The sequence below is a fragment of the Qipengyuania flava genome (assembly GCF_019448255.1).
Lineage (GTDB): Bacteria > Pseudomonadota > Alphaproteobacteria > Sphingomonadales > Sphingomonadaceae > Qipengyuania > Qipengyuania flava_A.
Window position 1 is genome coordinate 1,983,574 of record NZ_CP080410.1, and the last position, 17,079, is coordinate 2,000,652.

The 17,079-nt window shown below is 63.4% G+C and carries 13 protein-coding genes; 6 read left to right on the forward strand and 7 right to left on the reverse strand.

From position 1 onward, the window contains the following. Nucleotides 1-66 precede the first annotated feature (66 nt). From KUV82_RS09800 to KUV82_RS09825, 6 genes are all read right to left on the reverse strand, one after another. Nucleotides 67-1,209: a hypothetical protein gene (locus tag KUV82_RS09800; protein ID WP_219954107.1), complete on the reverse strand. Its 1,143-nt coding sequence runs from the start codon at nt 1,207-1,209 to the stop codon at nt 67-69. Next, nucleotides 1,209-3,404, reverse strand: coding sequence for a GumC family protein (locus KUV82_RS09805; protein WP_219954108.1), 2,196 nt, complete (start codon nt 3,402-3,404; stop codon nt 1,209-1,211). Before KUV82_RS09805 ends, KUV82_RS09800 begins: the two co-directional genes overlap by 1 nt. Nucleotides 3,405-3,407: 3 nt before the next feature. Next, nucleotides 3,408-3,992, reverse strand: coding sequence for a polysaccharide biosynthesis/export family protein (locus KUV82_RS09810; protein WP_258319711.1), 585 nt, complete (start codon nt 3,990-3,992; stop codon nt 3,408-3,410). Nucleotides 3,993-4,083: 91 nt separating this feature from the next. Then, nucleotides 4,084-5,442 carry an O-antigen ligase family protein gene (locus KUV82_RS09815; RefSeq protein ID WP_219954110.1) on the reverse strand — a complete coding sequence of 453 codons (1,359 nt, stop codon included), beginning with the start codon at nt 5,440-5,442 and terminating at the stop codon, nt 4,084-4,086. Nucleotides 5,443-5,531: 89 nt separating this feature from the next. Continuing rightward, nucleotides 5,532-5,816, reverse strand: a complete 285-nt coding sequence (locus tag KUV82_RS09820) for a hypothetical protein (protein WP_219954111.1) — start codon at nt 5,814-5,816, stop codon at nt 5,532-5,534. A gap of 163 nt (nt 5,817-5,979) precedes the next feature. Further along, complete coding sequence (locus tag KUV82_RS09825; protein ID WP_258319712.1) at nt 5,980-7,392, reverse strand: exopolysaccharide biosynthesis polyprenyl glycosylphosphotransferase; 1,413 nt, start codon at nt 7,390-7,392, stop codon at nt 5,980-5,982. Nucleotides 7,393-7,625: 233 nt separating this feature from the next. Between KUV82_RS09825 and KUV82_RS09830 the strand changes: the two genes are divergently transcribed. From KUV82_RS09830 to KUV82_RS09855, 6 genes are all read left to right on the forward strand, one after another. After that, on the forward strand, nt 7,626-8,846 hold the full coding sequence (locus tag KUV82_RS09830) for an NADP-dependent isocitrate dehydrogenase (RefSeq protein WP_219954112.1): 1,221 nt from the start codon (nt 7,626-7,628) through the stop codon (nt 8,844-8,846). A 109-nt stretch (nt 8,847-8,955) separates the two neighbouring features. Beyond that, nucleotides 8,956-10,611: a bifunctional GNAT family N-acetyltransferase/carbon-nitrogen hydrolase family protein gene (locus KUV82_RS09835; RefSeq protein WP_219954113.1), complete on the forward strand. Its 1,656-nt coding sequence runs from the start codon at nt 8,956-8,958 to the stop codon at nt 10,609-10,611. A gap of 57 nt (nt 10,612-10,668) precedes the next feature. Further along, nucleotides 10,669-11,793, forward strand: a complete 1,125-nt coding sequence (locus KUV82_RS09840; protein WP_219954114.1) for an endo-1,4-beta-xylanase — start codon at nt 10,669-10,671, stop codon at nt 11,791-11,793. Between the two features lie 72 nt (nt 11,794-11,865). Further along, on the forward strand, nt 11,866-13,626 hold the full coding sequence (locus KUV82_RS09845) for a cation:proton antiporter domain-containing protein (protein WP_219954115.1): 1,761 nt from the start codon (nt 11,866-11,868) through the stop codon (nt 13,624-13,626). 3 nt (nt 13,627-13,629) lie between these two features. Further along, entirely contained in the window at nt 13,630-14,148 is a 519-nt protein-coding gene (locus KUV82_RS09850) for a hypothetical protein (protein ID WP_219954116.1), read from the forward strand. A gap of 43 nt (nt 14,149-14,191) precedes the next feature. Beyond that, nucleotides 14,192-14,368: a hypothetical protein gene (locus KUV82_RS09855; protein ID WP_219954117.1), complete on the forward strand. Its 177-nt coding sequence runs from the start codon at nt 14,192-14,194 to the stop codon at nt 14,366-14,368. A 6-nt stretch (nt 14,369-14,374) separates the two neighbouring features. Here the strand turns inward: KUV82_RS09855 and alaS are convergent, their stop codons facing one another. After that, the gene (gene alaS, locus KUV82_RS09860) at nt 14,375-17,029 is read right to left on the reverse strand and encodes an alanine--tRNA ligase (RefSeq protein WP_219954118.1); all 2,655 of its coding nucleotides are present in this window, start codon (nt 17,027-17,029) and stop codon (nt 14,375-14,377) included. Nucleotides 17,030-17,079 lie beyond the last annotated feature (50 nt).

Consider the following 17,079-nt stretch of genomic DNA (forward strand, 5'->3'; position numbering starts at 1 on the left):
TTTTCATTGTCCGGACGTGGTCCGGGTAAAGGAAGCGGGAACCTGCCTATCGCAAATGGAGTGCAATCAGCTCCCGGTAAGTCTCATCGAGTCGACCCGTCCCTTGCGCATGCGAACATTCAACCGCTGCGCGGGGCAATCCTCCGGCACGACGAATTCGAATGCATCTGAAGTCCGGGTCTCCAGGCTGCCGAGAAGCCGTGCCGGGCGCCCCTCCACACAGCGGATCGCAAGGTCGACAACGGGCGTGAACTGGGCTGTCGAATCGCCCAAGTCGACCGCGAGCCTGTGCGGCCCGGCGGCCAACTGAAGGTAGCGAAGCGCAATTTCCTGCTTGAGCGGCGAGCGATTGATCATCGTTACGCCCTCTCCGTCGGAGGAGGGAAACACCGAAACCCCGACCGCGTTAGAAACCGACCAGCGGAACGGGTAGTCATCGGCACTGGTCAGACTGGCAAAGCCGAACCCTTTCATCCCGGCGCGCTCGCAGCGCTGGGGCCAGCTGGCAGCCGCATCCGTCCCGAGATTGCGCCGCAAATGGATGCGCGTGAGATCGTTGAGCATCGCGCAACTGGGCGGAGGCGTCATGGCCTCGGCCGCCTGCATGCTCCGCGTAAGCGGACCGATGATATCCGGGAATTCTGCACTAATGGCCATCAGGCGGCGCTGAAGCGTCTCGTTCGGGCCGACATAGGCCGCCAGATCATCCTGCGCATCGTCGCGGCTCGCAAGCTCGAGAAATGCGGCCCGGACGATTTCGTCCGAACGCTCGGTCCGCACGAGCGCCTCGAGGCGCTGCATCGCCGCTTCGTAGTCGCCGCTCGCGCTGTAGGACCCGAGCACGGCGATCTGCGTATAGTCGTCGCGCCATCCCCGGCGCGCGCCGAGGCTCAACGCCGCGGAGGCGAGTTCCAGGTCACCGCTTTCGGCAGCGGCAAGGCCAAGGAGCCCAAGATGCGAAGCCGATACCGGACGTGCTGCAACGATTCCCGCGGCCACGGGCAAGGCAAGCTCCGGATCTTCCAGTACGATCGTGCGCGCGCGGATCTCATCCGCGTTTCCGCCAAAGCCGGCCGGGACCAGCTCGACGAGCGAGCGATTGCTGCGCGACGATCGGTCCGCCTGCACCAGGAGGATGCAGGCGGAAAGGAGCCCAAAGAAAAGGAGACGGGCGATCCAGCCCCCAACCTTTCCCGCTTGCAATGCCATCAGGCCTCTCGGCTCTCGTACGTGTAGTAGTCAGAACCGTAGTAGGAATACGATCCGCCAGCGGCCTTAGCGTCGAAGCGCGTCAGCACGGCGCCGAGCACATTCGCGTGGACGAGGTTCAGGCGGCGAAGGCCGGCCTTGACCACGCCGCGCGTACCGGACGAGGCGTCGATGACCATAACGATGGCTTCGACATTGGCCGAAAGCAGCGGCGTATCGGACAGGCCGAGGAGCGGCGGAGCGTCGATAATGACGCAGTCGTAACTCTCCTTGATCTGCGACAGCGTTTCCTCAAGGCGCGGCGAGCCGAGCAAGGCCGCCGGATCGGGCGGGATCGGAAGCGCGGTCATATACGAAAGGTTCGCAATGTCCGAAGGAACGATGACCTCTTCGATACGCTTTTCGCCAGCAAGAACCGAGGTAAGGCCCTCCACGCTGCTGCCGATGCGCTTGTGCAGCGTCGGGCGGCGAAGGTCGGCGTCGACCAGCAGCGTACGGCGGCCGAGCGAGGCGAACTGGCGTGCCAGTTCGTTCGCCGTCGTACTCTTGCCTTCGCTGGCCTTGCCGCTCGTGATCATGAGGCTGGCAGGCATGCCGTTGGCCGAGCTGTAGCGCAGGTTGGTTCCCAGCGACTGGTAGGCTTCGCTGACAGGAGACTTCGGATCCTGCAGGTCTTCCTGCAGGTTGTCCGCCTGCGGAATGAGCCCAAGCATCGACAGCTTCAGCTTGTTCTCCACATCGTCCGGCGAGCGGATGACATCGTCGAGCTGCTCGCGCAGGAAGACGAACGCACCTGCCGCGGCAAGGCCTGCAACCAACGCCACGAGAACGTTGAGGGCCAGGTTCGGAGAAGACGGTTCGCGCGGAACTTCGGCGACATCGATGAGCGACAGATTGTTCGACGTCGCACCGGCAATAGCGTTGAGCTCGTTGTAGCGCGTCAGCAGCGTGTTGTAGAGCGCGCGGTCGGTTTCCGCGACACGCTTCAGAACGTTGTACTGAACGCCGCGATCCTGTTCGCCCAGAGCTTCGTCACGCAAGGTGGTGACCTGGCTGCGCAGCTGCTGCTCGCGCTCACGGGTGGATTCGTACTGGACCCGAAGCGAATCCTTGATGGCGGAGCCGACCGACTGGATCTGGTCGTTGATCCGCGCAAGCTGGGCTTCCAGTGCCTTCACATTGGGGTGATCATCAAGGTGACGCTGGCGTTCGTCGGCCAGTTCAGCCTCGATCTGGCTGCGCTGCGAGATCAGCGACTGCACGCCCGGGTTCTGGACAACCTGCGGCACCGAGAGCACCGGCTTGTTGATGACCGCCTGCCAGCGGTTCTCCGCATCAACGCGTTCTGCGGTTGCCGCGCTCGCCGCAGCGTTGAGCTGGACCAGCGTATCGTTGGTAACTGAGAGCGTCGTTTCACGATCCGCGTTCTGACCCTGTCCGGAAACACGAATCAGACCCGCCTGGCGCGAATACTGGTTAAGGTCGCGTTCGCTGGTCTCGAGCTTTTCGCGGGCATCGGCCAGCTGTTGAGCGAGAAATTCGCGCGCGTAGGCCGAGCTCTCGAACTTGCGGACGAGGTTCCCGTTGATGAAGTTTTCCGACAGCGCGTTGGAGAGCCGGGCCGCGATGACCGGGTCAGCGCTCTCGAAGCTGATCGTCACGATCCGGCTGTCGAGCGGGAGACCCGCGTTCATGTTGTCTTGGACAAGGTCGATCGCGAGATCCTGCCGGAAGCCTGCAAGACCGCGCTGGTCGAGCGCGAGGCCTTCCACGTCCTCTTCCGTCGGAAGCTCCGCACCCTGCGCTTCGAAGAACTCGGCATCGCTGGCGAGGCCTTCAGCCTCGACGACCTGCTGAGCGAGAGTCCGGCTACGGATGATGTCGACCTGCGTTTGCAGGAAGCGGTCGGCGTCCTGGTAGGCTGCCGGCGAGGTCGCCGTATCGTTCTCGATGATCTGTTCGGCCTGCTGCTCGATCATCACGCGTGAGCTGGCGATATAGCGCGGAACCATCAGCAGGGTCGCGACGACCGCAAGGATCAGCGCCCCGACAACAATGGCAACAATCGGGATGATGTTGCGGCGGACCGCAGCCATGATCGCGTGGAGGTCGAAAACGCCTCCGGCGCCCGGATAGGTCTCGCCAAACGGCTGCACCGGCGCGTCGACAGGCTGCAAGTTAAGCTTCTCAACCACCAGTTAGAACCTTGTAAAAACGTTGAAGAGCGGCGCCGCGCGGAGGAAGTCGCGATACGCTGCACGGACGGCGGAGAAGCCGACGACAATTCGGTCACCACCCTTGATTTCGGGATCGGGCGCCCTGCCTTCGCGGATGTCCTTGAAATTGAACACCGCGCCGTAGCGCTCGCCGTCGATGAAGCGGAAAACGATGACTTCATCATCGACGGCCACATCGTTCAGGCCCTTGGCGCGCGCGATGGATTCGATGAGCGAGGAGGTCCCGGCGATCTCATAGACACCCGGTTCCACGACGCTCCCGTCGACGACGACCCTCTGCCCTGCCGACGCAACCACGCCGACCACGACCTGCGGATCGCGGATAAAGCGCGTGGCGAGGCCGTCCTCGATTGCGTTGCTCAGTTCGAGCGGAGTGCGTCCGGCGGCCGAAACCTCCCCAATCAGCGGGAAGTTGATCAGGCCCGCCGAATCCACCGCAACGGTTTCGAAGGTGAGTTCCGGCTCCTGGAACACGCGGATCGACAAGGTGTCGAGCACGCCGATACGGTATTCCGCAATCTGCCGGTTCGGATCGACCGGTGGCATGACGGAATACGCCGACTGCCCGCGCGGCAAGTCGCGTGCCGGTGAAAAACAACCTGAAAGCGCCAATGCTCCACAGCAAAGCGCTACTAGCTTAAGCCTCATAAAAATCGCGATCCCCAGTCCTGGAATAGGTTGGCGCTAACACGGCAATCAGGAGCGCGGCAAGGCTCAAGTGGATCTCGTTCCGCAACGGGTAATCCACGAGTGATTGCAGCGCAAAAATAAGAAGTCCCATGGACGCGGCAAGAACGATTGGTGCGTCCGGTCCGCTCCTGCGCTTCCAATATTGCAGGACAAGGTAAACGGTCCAGGCGAGCAAGAGCAGCCAGCCAAGAATTCCGGCCTCCACGCCAAGTTCGAGATAGTCGTTATGCGCTCGTCGCGCGAATCCCGGCAGCAAGGTCTCGAGAGATTCGTAGGTTTGGAACACCTCGTCGAACGACCCCATTCCGCTACCCATGGGCCACAAATCCTCAATGGCGAGTTTGCTGTCTTCCCAGATGTTTGGGCGCTGATCCTCGAGGTTTTCAAACCGCGATATCGTTGCCCCGACACGGTCGCTCGAAGCAACGGCCGCGAGGATACCGCCAACCAGGGCCAGCCCCAGGACCACCACCGGCCAACGCATAGCGCGCCCCTCGGACTTGCGCGCGAGGAGAAGTCGCAGCCCGAAGGCGCTAAAGGGAACCAGCAGGAGGGCAATACTCGAACGCGACTGCGTCAGAACCACCGCAAGAACGAGAACGGCAGCCAACGAGACAAGCAACGGCTTGGTCAGGACACCAGCGGGAGAACTCGACCAGAAGGGAATCAGGCAGCACTGCGCCAGGACGAACATGAGCCCGCTCGAGTTGTGACTCGCGAACACTCCGTAGAGGCGACCAGGTTCGAGGATGGGATAAGGCAGCGGATTCGAACCGCCGGCAATCTGGATGAGCGCCACGAGCATGCTGACGAAAGCAAGCGCCACGACCAGCGCCATGATCGGATAGGCGACCGCCCCCAGCGAACGGGCGTACAACAGCAGGACGAGCGGCGGAATGAGCGCGAACGCGGCCAAAGCGGTGCGCGCAGGATCGAGGGACCAAGGGTACCAACCCGCCTCAGCTCCGACCAGCGCGCGAGCCGGAAGGGCAAGGTCTGCACTGGGCAACGCCTGCCATACGGCCGGCGGCAGCGGGACCAACTGGATCAGCGGCACCGCAAGGGTAGCCGCTATCAGCCCGCGCAGAACGAGCGGAAGCGATCGCCAGCCGGCAACCATCCTGTCGAAATAGAAGAGGCCAAATCCCAGGGCCGAAACCTGGAGGATGCCGTTTAGGATACCGTAGCGGCTACCACCCCCACCCAGGAGGAAGATCAAAACAATCAGCGCGCAAAACGGCCACGTAAGCGACGCCATTTCACCAAGGGAGAAGGCGCGAGCCGCCTTCCGTCCTGAAGCCCCCATCGGACTCCCCCGCGTCTACGCCACAGGCGCTCAAATGAAAAATGGCCCACCGACCGAGGTCGGCGGGCCATTTAAACTTTTACGGCGTCTTACGAGCCCGGCGACAGATCGTCGTCGTCGCTCGCAGCAGCAATGATGCCGACGATGACAGCGATACCACCGATGATTGCGATGATGATGCCACCACCGCCGTTTTCGTTGGCCTTACGCTCGGTCAGGGTCGAACGAGCAGCTTCGCCGCTGACGGTCGAAAGCTTGACGGGCTGCACGTTGACGCCAGCAGCGTCAGCAGCACGAGTACCTGCAGTGGCCGAAACCGAGGTGGCTGCCATAGCGACAGCACCGAGGCCGGCAAGAAGGCGGCTGGTCTTCATTTTTAGTCTCCTAGTGTTCTTCTTCGCGAGAATTCAATTCTGGGCTAGCAGTGATTCGAATACGAGGCAACCGGTTAATCCCTTGTTACGTCGCATTTTTACAACCACTCACAGCACGTACCCGTCTTATGTGACAATCACCTTACGCCCTTGACCCAAGTCGTCAATATGCATTCGGATGCACGAGAACCCTGGCCGTAGCGAAGATGATCTTGATATCCCGCAGGATCGACCAGTTGCGAATATACTCCAGATCCGCCTCCAGCCTGTCCTTCAGATGATTCTCCGTTTCGGTCGCACCGCGATAGCCGCGGACCTGCGCCAGACCCGTCAGGCCAGGCTTCAACGCGTGACGCTGCCAGTAATCGGCGTCGACTTCCCAGAACAGCTTCTCGCCGGCCAGTGAGCCCAGGGCATGCGGCCGGGGCCCCACAATGCTCATCTCCGAGCGCAGTACATTGAGGAGCTGCGGCAGCTCATCGATCGAGGTCTTGCGGATGAATCGTCCGATCCGCGTGATGCGATCGTCATCGCGTGAGGTCGAGCGCGCGCCCTTGCTGTCCAGCTTCTCCACTCGCATCGAGCGGAACTTGAGCATGTCGAAGAGGCAGTTGTTTGCGCCCATCCGCTGCTGCACGAAAAAGACGGGGCCGCCGTCTTCCAGCTTGATCAGCAAGGCAACCAGCAGGAGAAGCGGGCTCAACACCAGCACCGCCGGGACGGTTATGGCAAGATCCATGCCCCGCTTGAAGATGCGCGCGTGCAAGGCGAGCGGACCGGTCGAGACGACCAGGAACGACTGCCCACCCTCACGCTCCAGCGCAATAGCGCCCAGCTCTTGCAGAGCGGTGGAGACCACCTCGCCGCGAACGCCCGCACCGCGCATCACGTTGGCCCATTTGGTCCTCTGGTCCACCGCACAGCTGACGACGACGCGGTCCATTCCGCGCATCAGGCGGCCGATCCGGTCAAGGCTGTTGGGAGAGGATTGCACGCCCGAAATGTCGAAGTCTTCGGCGTGAACAATCTGCGCGCCGCGAATGTCCACCTTGGGCCCGCCATCCATCACCACCAGCACCGAGCTCACGCTCGGGCCGTAGATCCGGCGCAGGACAAGATGCATGACCACGCGCACGAGCGCCATGCCGGCAAAGGCAGCCACCAGCGCCAGCGAGAGCATGACACGCGAGAACTCGGTAGCCGCCTTGGCGTAGAAGATCATGACCGTGCACAGCATCGCCGACAGGACCAGCGCAATGCCGGCCTGCCCGATCGCGTAGCGAACTTCATCGAGCGCGCGAATCGAGTAGCAGCGCTGGTAGACAGCAATGACGAGGAAGATCGGCAGGAAAGCCCAGCCCATCGCCATCGCGAATTCGTTGGGCCATTGGTCGCGGTACACACCGCCTGCCAAGACAAAGCTGCCCAACAGCACGGCGGTGTCGGCAAGCAGCATGAGCAGATACATCTGCACGCGGCGACTTTCCATCGCCGGCCTAGTAACCGCATGTGAGACGTTTTCTAGATACACGTTCTTCGCTCCGCCCTTCTTCAGCCGGGGGGTTTTGATGATCATGCGACTATGTTCTTGTTGCAGTGCAACGTAGCACTTCACTGCCCATAGCTTTCGTTACCCCCTGGTGGCAATGTGTATTGTTAATTTGCGTCATTGCGGGACCTTCTTGCAACAATGCCCTGCTCGCGGCGCAATCCGGCGCGGCCCCTGCGTCCATCGCCCAGCCCTCCCTTGCCCTTGCGCCGCGCTCTGCTATGGCGCGCGCAACACTTATCCGAACGAACAGGAAACCCATGGCGAAGATCAAGGTTGCGAACCCGATCGTCGAACTCGACGGCGACGAAATGACGAAAATCATCTGGCAGTGGATCCGTGAGCGGCTGATCCTGCCGTATCTCGACGTCGACCTTAAGTATTACGACCTCTCGATCGAGAAGCGCGACGAAACCGACGACCAGATCACTATCGACGCAGCCAACGCGATCAAGGAACACGGCGTCGGCGTGAAATGCGCCACCATCACGCCCGACGAAGCCCGCGTCGAAGAATTCGACCTCAAGAAGATGTGGGTTAGCCCGAACGGCACGATCCGCAACATCCTGGGCGGCGTGGTCTTCCGCGAGCCGATCGTGATCGACAACGTGCCGCGCCTGGTGCCGGGCTGGACCGACCCGATCGTGGTCGGCCGTCACGCGTTCGGCGACCAGTACCGCGCCAAGGACACTCTGATCCCGGGCGCCGGCAAGCTGCGCCTCGTCTTCGAAGGCGAAGACGGCGAGAAGATCGACCTCGACGTCTACGAATTCCAGAGCTCGGGCGTCGCCATGGCGATGTACAATCTCGACGACAGCATCCGCGATTTCGCGCGTGCCTGTATGAACTACGGCCTCGACCGCGGCTGGCCGGTGTACCTGTCGACCAAGAACACCATCCTCAAGAAGTACGATGGCCGCTTCAAGGACCTGTTCCAGGAAGTGTTCGACGCCGAATTCGCCGACAAGTTCAAGGAAGCGAACATCACCTACGAGCACCGCCTGATCGACGACATGGTCGCCGCGGCTCTGAAGTGGAGCGGCAAGTTCGTCTGGGCCTGCAAGAACTACGACGGCGACGTGCAGTCGGACGTCGTGGCGCAGGGCTTCGGCTCGCTCGGCCTGATGACATCGGTCCTGATGACGCCGGACGGCAAGACCGTCGAAGCGGAAGCCGCCCACGGCACCGTGACGCGCCACTACCGCCAGCACCAGGAAGGCAAGGCGACCTCGACCAACCCGATTGCGTCGATCTTCGCCTGGACCCGCGGCCTTATCTATCGCGGCCGTTTCGACAACACGCCCGACGTCGTGAAGTTCGCCGAAACGCTCGAGCGCGTCTGCATCAAGACCGTCGAAAGCGGCAAGATGACCAAGGACCTCGCGCTGCTGATCGGTCCGGAGCAGAGCTGGATGACCACCGAACAGTTCTTCGAAGCGATCGTCGAAAACCTCGAGAAGGAAATGCAGGCCTGGGGCTGAAACCTTCTCGCGACTTCGTCATTGCCTAGGCAGTGACGCGACGGACCGGGATCGGCGCACTGCCGGTCCCGGTCCTGTCGTTTGGGGCTCTTGAAGAACGGGAAACAGCATGGCCAAGCCGCCGACGAAGAAACGCACTGCCAAACGCAAGGGCCCGGAGAAGTTTGGCCAGCGCCGGCTCGAAGTCCGCGGGGCGATGATCAAGGACATCCCCGGCATCGCGAACCTTGTGCGCCGTGTGTACGAGGACATGCCCGCCTACACCCACGGCGAAATCCGCGGGCAGATCAACAACTTCAAGGAAGGCTGCTTTGTCGCGCTGCTGGACGACGAGGTGGTCGGCTATTGCGCGACCATGCAGATCGCCGAAGCGCTGGCCTTCCAGGACCACGACTGGGACGAGATCACCGGCAATGGCTATGGCAGCCGCCATGATCCCACCGGCGACTGGCTCTACGGCTACGAGATGTGCGTCGATCCCAAGGTGCGCGGTGTGCGCATCGGACGGCGCCTGTATGAAGAGCGCCGCGCGCTGGCCGAAGAAAAAGACCTCACTGGCATCGTCTTTGCCGGCCGCATGCCCAACTATCGCCGCTTCCGCCGGCGTGTGGACGGCCCGCAGGACTATCTGGACAAGGTGGTCGAGAAAAAGCTGCACGATCCCGTCCTGCGCTTCCAGATGGCCAACGGGTTCGAGCCCGAACGCATCCTCGAAGGCTACCTGCCCGAAGACAAGGCGAGCATGGCCAACGCCGTGATGATGGTCTGGCGCAACCCCTATGTGGAGCGCGACCAGCCGGTGAAGAAGCGCCTGCCGCGCGGGGTGGAATCGGTGCGTGTGGCGACCTGCCAGCTGCAGGCACGCCAGCTTGCCGACTACGACGAATTCATGCGCGCCATCGAATATTTCGTCGATGTTGCAAGCGATTACGAAAGCGACTTCATCGTCTTTCCCGAGCTGTTCACACTGATGCTGCTGAGCTTCGAGGAAAAGGAGCTCTCGCCGGTCGAGGCGATCGAGCGCCTGTCCGAATACACCCCCCGCCTGCGCAGCGACATTTCCGAGATGGCGATGCGCTACAACATCAACATCATCGCCGGATCGCATCCCACGCGGATGGAGGACGGGGACATCCATAATGTCGCCTATGTCTGCCTGCGCGACGGGTCGGTCCATGCTCAGGAGAAGATCCACCCGACGCCCAACGAGCGCTACTGGTGGAACATCAAGGGCGGCGACAAGGTCGAGGTTATCCAGACCGACTGCGGGCCGATCGGCGTGCAGATCTGCTACGATAGCGAGTTCCCCGAACTCAGCCGCCGGCTCGCCGACGAAGGCGCGCGGATCATCTTCGTGCCCTTCTGCACCGATAGCCGCCAGGGCTATCTGCGCGTGCGCTATTGCGGCCAGGCGCGCGCGATCGAGAACCAGTGTTTCGTGGTCCTCTCGGGCAATGTCGGGAACCTGCCAAACGTCGCCAATATGGACATCCAGTATGCGCAAAGCTGCATCCTGACGCCCTGCGACTTTCCCTTCGCGCGCGACGGGATCGCGGCCGAGGCCAGCGAGAACGTGGAGACGCTGACCATCAGCGACATCAACCTTGCCGACCTGAGCTGGGCCCGCGCCGAAGGAACGGTCCGCAATCTCGCCGACCGGCGTTTCGATCTCTACCGCATCGAGTGGGACGAGGACGGCAAGCACCCCGGAAAGCCGCGCCCGCGCCGCGAACCGCTCGGCCCCTCGCACGCCGGTGGCGGCTGACCGCCGCTTAACAGCCGTTTCACCCGCCATTCAGCGCGGCCTTGCGAAGGTCCTCCCATGAAGACGACCAGACGAACGCTTTTGAAAGGCGCTGCGATCGGCGGGCTCGCCATGATGGGTGGCGGCGCCCGTGCTGCGCTTGCCGGGCCTGCTGAGGGCCTGAAGGCATCCGCCAATGCCCGCGGCTTGCAATTTGGCATCGCCACCAACCGGATCGAAGTCGCCAACCCGGCCCTGGCCGAGCTGATCGCGCGCAACGCTTCGGTCACCCTCACCCGCAACGACATGAAGTGGGGCCGGGTCGAGGCCGAACGCGGGACGCGCGATTACACCCACGCCCGGACAGTGTCCGACTTTGCCGAGCGCAACGGGCTGGCCCTGCGCGGCCATAACGTCGTGTGGGCCATGGACGTGTTCATGCCCGACTGGTTCGTGGAAATGGAACGCCAGCCGCGCCGGCAGGCTCGCCGCGACATGAAGAGCGAGATGTGGCACCACGCCCATAGGCTCGAGGCCGCCTTCCCCCAGGTCCGGTCATGGGATGTCGTCAACGAGGCGGTGAACCCGCGCTCGGGCAAGCTGCGCAACTCCGTGCTCACCCGCACGCTGGGCGATCGCTATTTCGATCTCGCTTTCCAGATCATGCGCGCCAAGGCGCCCGGCGCGCAGCTCGTCTATAACGACGCGGTCGACTGGCGGCCCAACGGCGCCCATCGCGACGGCATCCTGCGCCTGCTCGAAGGCGCACTCAAACGCGACGTTCCGATCGATGCCGTAGGGATCGAAGGCCATCTCGGACCCTGGCTTGGGCGAGAGGCCGACTATCGCGGCTGGTCGGCGTTCCTCGACGAGCTTGCCGACCTTGGTCTTCCCGTGATCATCACCGAGCTCGATTGCGACGACCGCAACCTTGGCAGGGTCAGCCCCGCCCGCCGCGACCAGCTTTTCGCGGAGGAAACCGAGCGCTACCTCGACCTGACGCTCGACAACACCAATGTCCGGCAAGTCGTCGCCTGGACCGCGGTCGACACCGATATCGACGCCTTCTGGAAAGGCGCCACGCGCCCTCGCTGGATTCCCGCCAACAAGAGCTTCCTAGGCGGCGTGTTCGATACCGGGCTGCGCCGGACCCCCACCTACGCTGCCATTGATCGCGCGCTGAAAGCAGCGCCGCTGCGCTAGGTGCCCAAAAAGCCCGCCGGAACCCTGCGAACCACAGGTGACAAGCACGCGAAGGTTCAATAGTCAGGGCGCATGGCATCGGCTGAATTTGCAAGCCCGGCGGTCGCGGACGCGCTGGTGATCCTGGGGGCCGCAGGGCTCGTGATCCCTGTGTTCACCCGCTTCCGGGTTACCCCGATCATCGGTTTCATCCTGATCGGCGTTGCCGTGGGTCCTTACGGGCTCGGCCGGCTCGTCTTCGAGCATCCCTGGTTATCCTACATAACCATATCCGATCCCGAGACCCTCGAGCCATTTGCCGAGTTTGGGATCATCCTGCTGCTCTTCGCAATCGGTCTCGAACTCAGCTTCAACCGCTTGTGGCAAATGCGAAAACTCGTATTCGGCCTCGGGGCGATGGAGCTGATCGTGATCGGCAGCTGCCTTGCCATCGCGCTGTCGATGATGGGCCAGTTCTGGACCGGCGCGCTGGCGCTGGGCTTTGCCCTTGCCTTCTCCTCGACTGCCATCGTGCTGCCGATCGCAGGCACGCATTCGCCGGTCGGGCGCGCGGCGCTCGCCATGCTGCTGTTCGAAGACATCATGATCGTCCCGATCATCTTCATCCTTGGCGCCATGGCTCCCAATGCGGCGGGCGAAGGCTGGGAAGGCATGCTGACCACGCTTTGGCAGGGCGGCCTCGTGATCGCCGCCATGATGATCCTTGGGCGTTTCGCCCTTCCCCGCCTGTTCGGCCAGGCAGCGCGCACAAAGAGCCCCGAGCTCTTCCTTGCCGCCTCCTTGCTCGTGGTGATCGGCGCAAGCCTCGCCACGGCGGCGGTTGGCCTGTCGCCCATCGTCGGCGCGCTGATTGCAGGGCTGCTGATCGCCGAGACCGAGTATCACGGCGAGGTCGAGGCGATCATGGACCCCTTCAAGGGCCTCGCGCTCGGTATCTTCCTGATTACCGTCGGCATGAGCATCGACCTGCAGACCATATGGGAGAATCTCGGCCTGATCGCGACGGCGGTCCTGCTGATCCTGCCCTTCAAGGCGCTGGTCACCGGCGTGCTGCTGCGCCTGATGGGCGCCCGACGCAGCACGGCGGCGGAAACCGGCATCCTGATGGCGAGCCCTTCGGAAACCAGCCTGATCATCATTGCCGCGGCCAGCTCTGCCCTGCTCATCCAGCCCGGTACGGCGCAGTTCTGGCAGATCGTGACCGCCATCGGCCTCACCGTCACGCCCCTGCTCGCCCGCCTCGGGAGAGCGATCGCTCGGCGGGTTGAGCCGGTGCCCGAACTTCCCGAGGATGCGGAGGACGAACCGCGGGTCATCATCGTCGGTGCGGGCCGTGTCGGCCTGCTGATCGCGCAAATGCTGAGCGCGCATGACAAACCCTATGTCGCGCTCGATTCCGACCCGGACCTGATTGAGAGCGCCAAGCGCAAGGGCTTCAGGGCCACCTTCGGGGATGCAGCGCGCGGCGATGCAATGACCCGCCTCGGCATCGAGAAGGCCCTTGCCGTGGTCCTCACCATGGACGAACCCGTGCTGGTCCAGCGCCTCGTCTCGAAACTGCGCAAGGAGCACCCCGACCTCCTGATCGTGTGCCGTGCGCGCGATGTCGGGCATGCTGCCGCCCTGTACCGTGCTGGAGCCAGCCACGCAGTGCCCGAAACGCTCGAAAGCTCGCTGCAATTGTCCGAAGCCGTGCTGGTCGACATTGGCGTTGCCATGGGGCCGGTGATCGCCTCGATCCACGAAAAGCGCGACGAGTTCCGCGAGCAGATCGAGCAGGAAGGCGCGCTCGCCTACAAGCCCAAGCTGCGGACCAGCACGACCGAGGCCTGAGGCATGCCGGCACTCGAAACGCGGTCGGACTGCGCGCGCTGCGCGGCGCTGTGCTGCATTGCCTACCCCTCTGACGAAATGCCCGGCTTTGCCGCAAGCAAGGCGCGCGGCGAGCCCTGCCCCAAGCTGAAGGTCGACGGTCTGTGTTCGATCTACGAGACACGGGCCGAGGATGGCTTTGGCGGGTGCATCCGTTTCGAATGCTTCGGAGCCGGCCAGCACGTGGTCCAGACGCTGTTCGATGGACGGGACTGGCGCGGCGATCCCGCCTTGCTCGGGCCGATGGTCGATACCTTCCTCGCCATGCGACCGGTGAGCGATCTCGCCTATCTCGTTGAAAGCGCGCTGGCGGTGGAGCTCGACGATGCGCAGCGCAGCGCGCTTGCCAATGTCCAGACAGAGCTGGCCGACATTGCGAGCACGCGCGTGGGACTGTCCGATCAGGCCCGGATTGGTGCGGCGGAGCAAACGATCCGGCGCATCTACGCCTCGATCGATCGGGCCAAGCTGCTCAAATCCTGAACCTTTTCCTCACCCGGACATTGGCTGGGTGAAGGAGACAATCATGAGCAATCCCGACCCGACAAAGCCGACGCCCAACAGCGAGAAGTTCAAGCCGCAAAATGTGCAGGACCCGGTGAGCACCACCGAGCCGCCGACGGCCAATGCCGACAAGCCCGCCGACACGGGCGGTCAGGACATTCCGCGCGGGAGCGAACCCGAAGTCTCGCGCCAGGGCTAGGCGGGCCTAGCCCTTTATCGCGCTCCGCACCGCGTCGAGCGCGTCACCAGCCTTGCTGCCGTCCGGACCACCGCCCTGCGCCATGTCCGGGCGGCCGCCGCCGCCCTTCCCGCCCAGCGCTTCTACGCCCGCGCGCACCAGATCGACCGCGCTGAAGCGGTCGGTAAGGTCATCGGTTACGGCGACGGCAAAGGCACCCTTGCCCTCGTTGACCGCGCAGATCGCTGCGATGCCCGAGCCCATGCGGGTCTTGGCTTCGTCGAGCAGCGGGCGCAGTTCCTTGGGGCTAAGCCCTTCGATGACCTGGCCCGAGAAGGTGACACCGCCGATATCCTCGTCGGCCGGACCGGCATCGCTGCCGCCACCGCCGCCAAGCGCCAGGGCGCGTTTCGCATCTGCCAGTTCCTTTTCGAGCTTCTTGCGCTCGTCCACCAGCGCTGCGACGCGGGCCGGAGCCTCGTCGGGCGAGGTTTTCAGTGCGCTGGCAATAGCCTTGACCGCCTGGTCACGCGCGACCAGCCACTGGCGCGCCGCTTCACCGGTCAGCGCCTCGATGCGCCTCACGCCGGAGCTGACCGCGCTTTCCGAGACGATCTTGAAAACGCCAATATCGCCGGTCGCCTTGACGTGGGTACCGCCGCACAGCTCGACCGAGTAGTTGCGACCTTCGCCGCCCTTGCGGCCCATCGAGAGCACACGGACTTCGTCGCCGTACTTTTCGCCGAACAGCGCCAGCGCGCCTGCCTCGACCGCATCTTCGGGCGTCATCAAGCGCGTGCCGACCTGTTCGTTGGCACGGATTTCCTCGTTCACCTCGGCCTCGATCGCAGCGATATCCGCGTCGTCGAGCGGCTTGGGGTGCGAGAAGTCGAAGCGGAAGCGGTCGTCCGAGACCAGCGAGCCCTTCTGGGTCACATGCCCGCCAAGGCGGTTGCGCAGCGCTGCGTGCACGAGGTGCGTTGCCGAGTGGTTGGCGCGAATGCGGTCGCGGCGATCCGCATCGACTTCGAGGTGGACCGCATCGCCCACCGAAACCGTACCCTTTGTAACCTTGGCCACATGGGTGTGCAGGCGGCCGAGCGGCTTGTTGGTCGTCTCGACCGCGATCTCGAGGCCTTCGGGCGTCCAGATGCGTCCGGCATCGCCCGTCTGGCCGCCGCTTTCGCCATAGAAGGGCGTCTGGTTGACCAGCAGGATAACCTCTTCACCTTCGGAAGCCGACTGCACTTCGCTGCCGTCCTTGACGATGGCCACCACGGCAGCTTCGCCCGTGGTCGAGCTATAGCCGGTGAATTCGGTCGAGCCTTCGCGTTCGGCGATATCGAACCAGACTTCCTCGCTGGCCGCTTCGCCCGAACCCTTCCAGGCAGCGCGCGCGGCAGCCTTCTGCTGCTCCATGGCCGCATCGAAGCCCTCCTTGTCGACCCCGATGCCGCGGCTGCGCAGCGCGTCTTCGGTAAGGTCGTAGGGGAAGCCGTAGGTGTCGTAGAGCTTGAAGGCGGTCTCGCCGTCGAGCGTGCCGCCCTCGCCCATGTCGCCGGTTGCATCGTCGAGCAGCTTCAGGCCCTTGTCGAGCGTGCGGCGGAACTGCGTTTCTTCGCGCTCGAGCACTTCCTGGATAAGCGCCTGCCCTCGAACGAGCTCGGGATAGGCAGCGCCCATCTCGGTAACGAGCGCGGGCACGAGACGATGCATCAGCGGCTTGCTCGCACCCAGCAGGTGAGCGTGGCGCATGGCGCGGCGCATGATGCGGCGAAGCACGTAACCGCGGCCCTCGTTCGACGGCAGAACCCCGTCGGCCATCAGGAAACTGGTCGAGCGCAGGTGATCGGCGATCACGCGGTGGCTGGCGGTCCGGTCGCCTTCGGCCTTCACGCCCGTCAGGCTTTCACTTGCCGCGATCAGGTTCTTGAAGGTGTCGGTATCGTAATTGTCGTGGACTCCCTGCATGACGGCGGCCACGCGCTCGATCCCCATGCCGGTATCGATGCTCGGCTTGGGCAGATCGCCGACGATCTCGTCCGCTTCCTGCGTGAACTGCATGAAAACGAGGTTCCAGATCTCGACGAAGCGGTCGCCGTCCTCTTCCGGCGATCCTGGAGGGCCGCCCCAGATGTGATCGCCATGGTCGTAGAAGATTTCCGAGCACGGCCCGCAAGGCCCGTCCGAGCCCATGGCCCAGAAATTGTCCTTAGTCGGGATGCGGATGATGCGGTCATCGGCAAAGCCGGTCAGCTTCTTCCAAAGATCGAAGGCCTCGTCGTCCGTGTGGTAGACGGTGACCAGAAGGCGGTCCTTGTCGAGACCCCATTCCTTCGTGAGCAGCGTCCACGCGTGCTCGATCGCCTGCTCCTTGAAATAGTCGCCGAACGAGAAATTGCCGAGCATCTCGAAGAAAGTGTGGTGGCGCGCGGTGTAGCCGACGTTGTCGAGATCGTTGTGCTTGCCGCCTGCGCGCACGCATTTCTGCGCGCTGGTGGCGCGCGGCGCGGGCGGGGTCTCGAGCCCAGTGAAGGCGTTCTTGAACGGCACCATGCCCGCGTTGACGAACATCAGCGTGGGATCGCTGAAGGGAACGAGCGGCGCGCTGGCGACTTCGGCGTGCTCGTTGCGCGCGAAATAGTCGAGGAAGCTGCGGCGAATATCGTTGGTCGAAGTCATGCCTGCGCAGTTAGGCAATCGCACTCGGTGCTACAAGCGCGAATGACCCG

Bases quoted from the DNA above. Each gene is read 5' to 3' on its own strand.
- KUV82_RS09800 (WP_219954107.1), bottom strand. From the start codon at position 1,209: ATGGCATTGCAAGCGGGAAAGGTTGGGGGCTGGATCGCCCGTCTCCTT.
- KUV82_RS09810 (WP_258319711.1), bottom strand. From the start codon at position 3,992: ATGCCACCGGTCGATCCGAACCGGCAGATTGCGGAATACCGTATCGGC.
- KUV82_RS09815 (WP_219954110.1), bottom strand. From the start codon at position 5,442: ATGGGGGCTTCAGGACGGAAGGCGGCTCGCGCCTTCTCCCTTGGTGAA.
- KUV82_RS09820 (WP_219954111.1), bottom strand. From the start codon at position 5,816: ATGAAGACCAGCCGCCTTCTTGCCGGCCTCGGTGCTGTCGCTATGGCA.
- KUV82_RS09825 (WP_258319712.1), bottom strand. From the start codon at position 7,392: ATGATCATCAAAACCCCCCGGCTGAAGAAGGGCGGAGCGAAGAACGTG.
- KUV82_RS09830 (WP_219954112.1), top strand. From the start codon at position 7,626: ATGGCGAAGATCAAGGTTGCGAACCCGATCGTCGAACTCGACGGCGAC.
- KUV82_RS09835 (WP_219954113.1), top strand. From the start codon at position 8,956: ATGGCCAAGCCGCCGACGAAGAAACGCACTGCCAAACGCAAGGGCCCG.
- KUV82_RS09840 (WP_219954114.1), top strand. From the start codon at position 10,669: ATGAAGACGACCAGACGAACGCTTTTGAAAGGCGCTGCGATCGGCGGG.
- KUV82_RS09845 (WP_219954115.1), top strand. From the start codon at position 11,866: ATGGCATCGGCTGAATTTGCAAGCCCGGCGGTCGCGGACGCGCTGGTG.
- KUV82_RS09850 (WP_219954116.1), top strand. From the start codon at position 13,630: ATGCCGGCACTCGAAACGCGGTCGGACTGCGCGCGCTGCGCGGCGCTG.
- KUV82_RS09855 (WP_219954117.1), top strand. From the start codon at position 14,192: ATGAGCAATCCCGACCCGACAAAGCCGACGCCCAACAGCGAGAAGTTC.
- alaS (WP_219954118.1), bottom strand. From the start codon at position 17,029: ATGACTTCGACCAACGATATTCGCCGCAGCTTCCTCGACTATTTCGCG.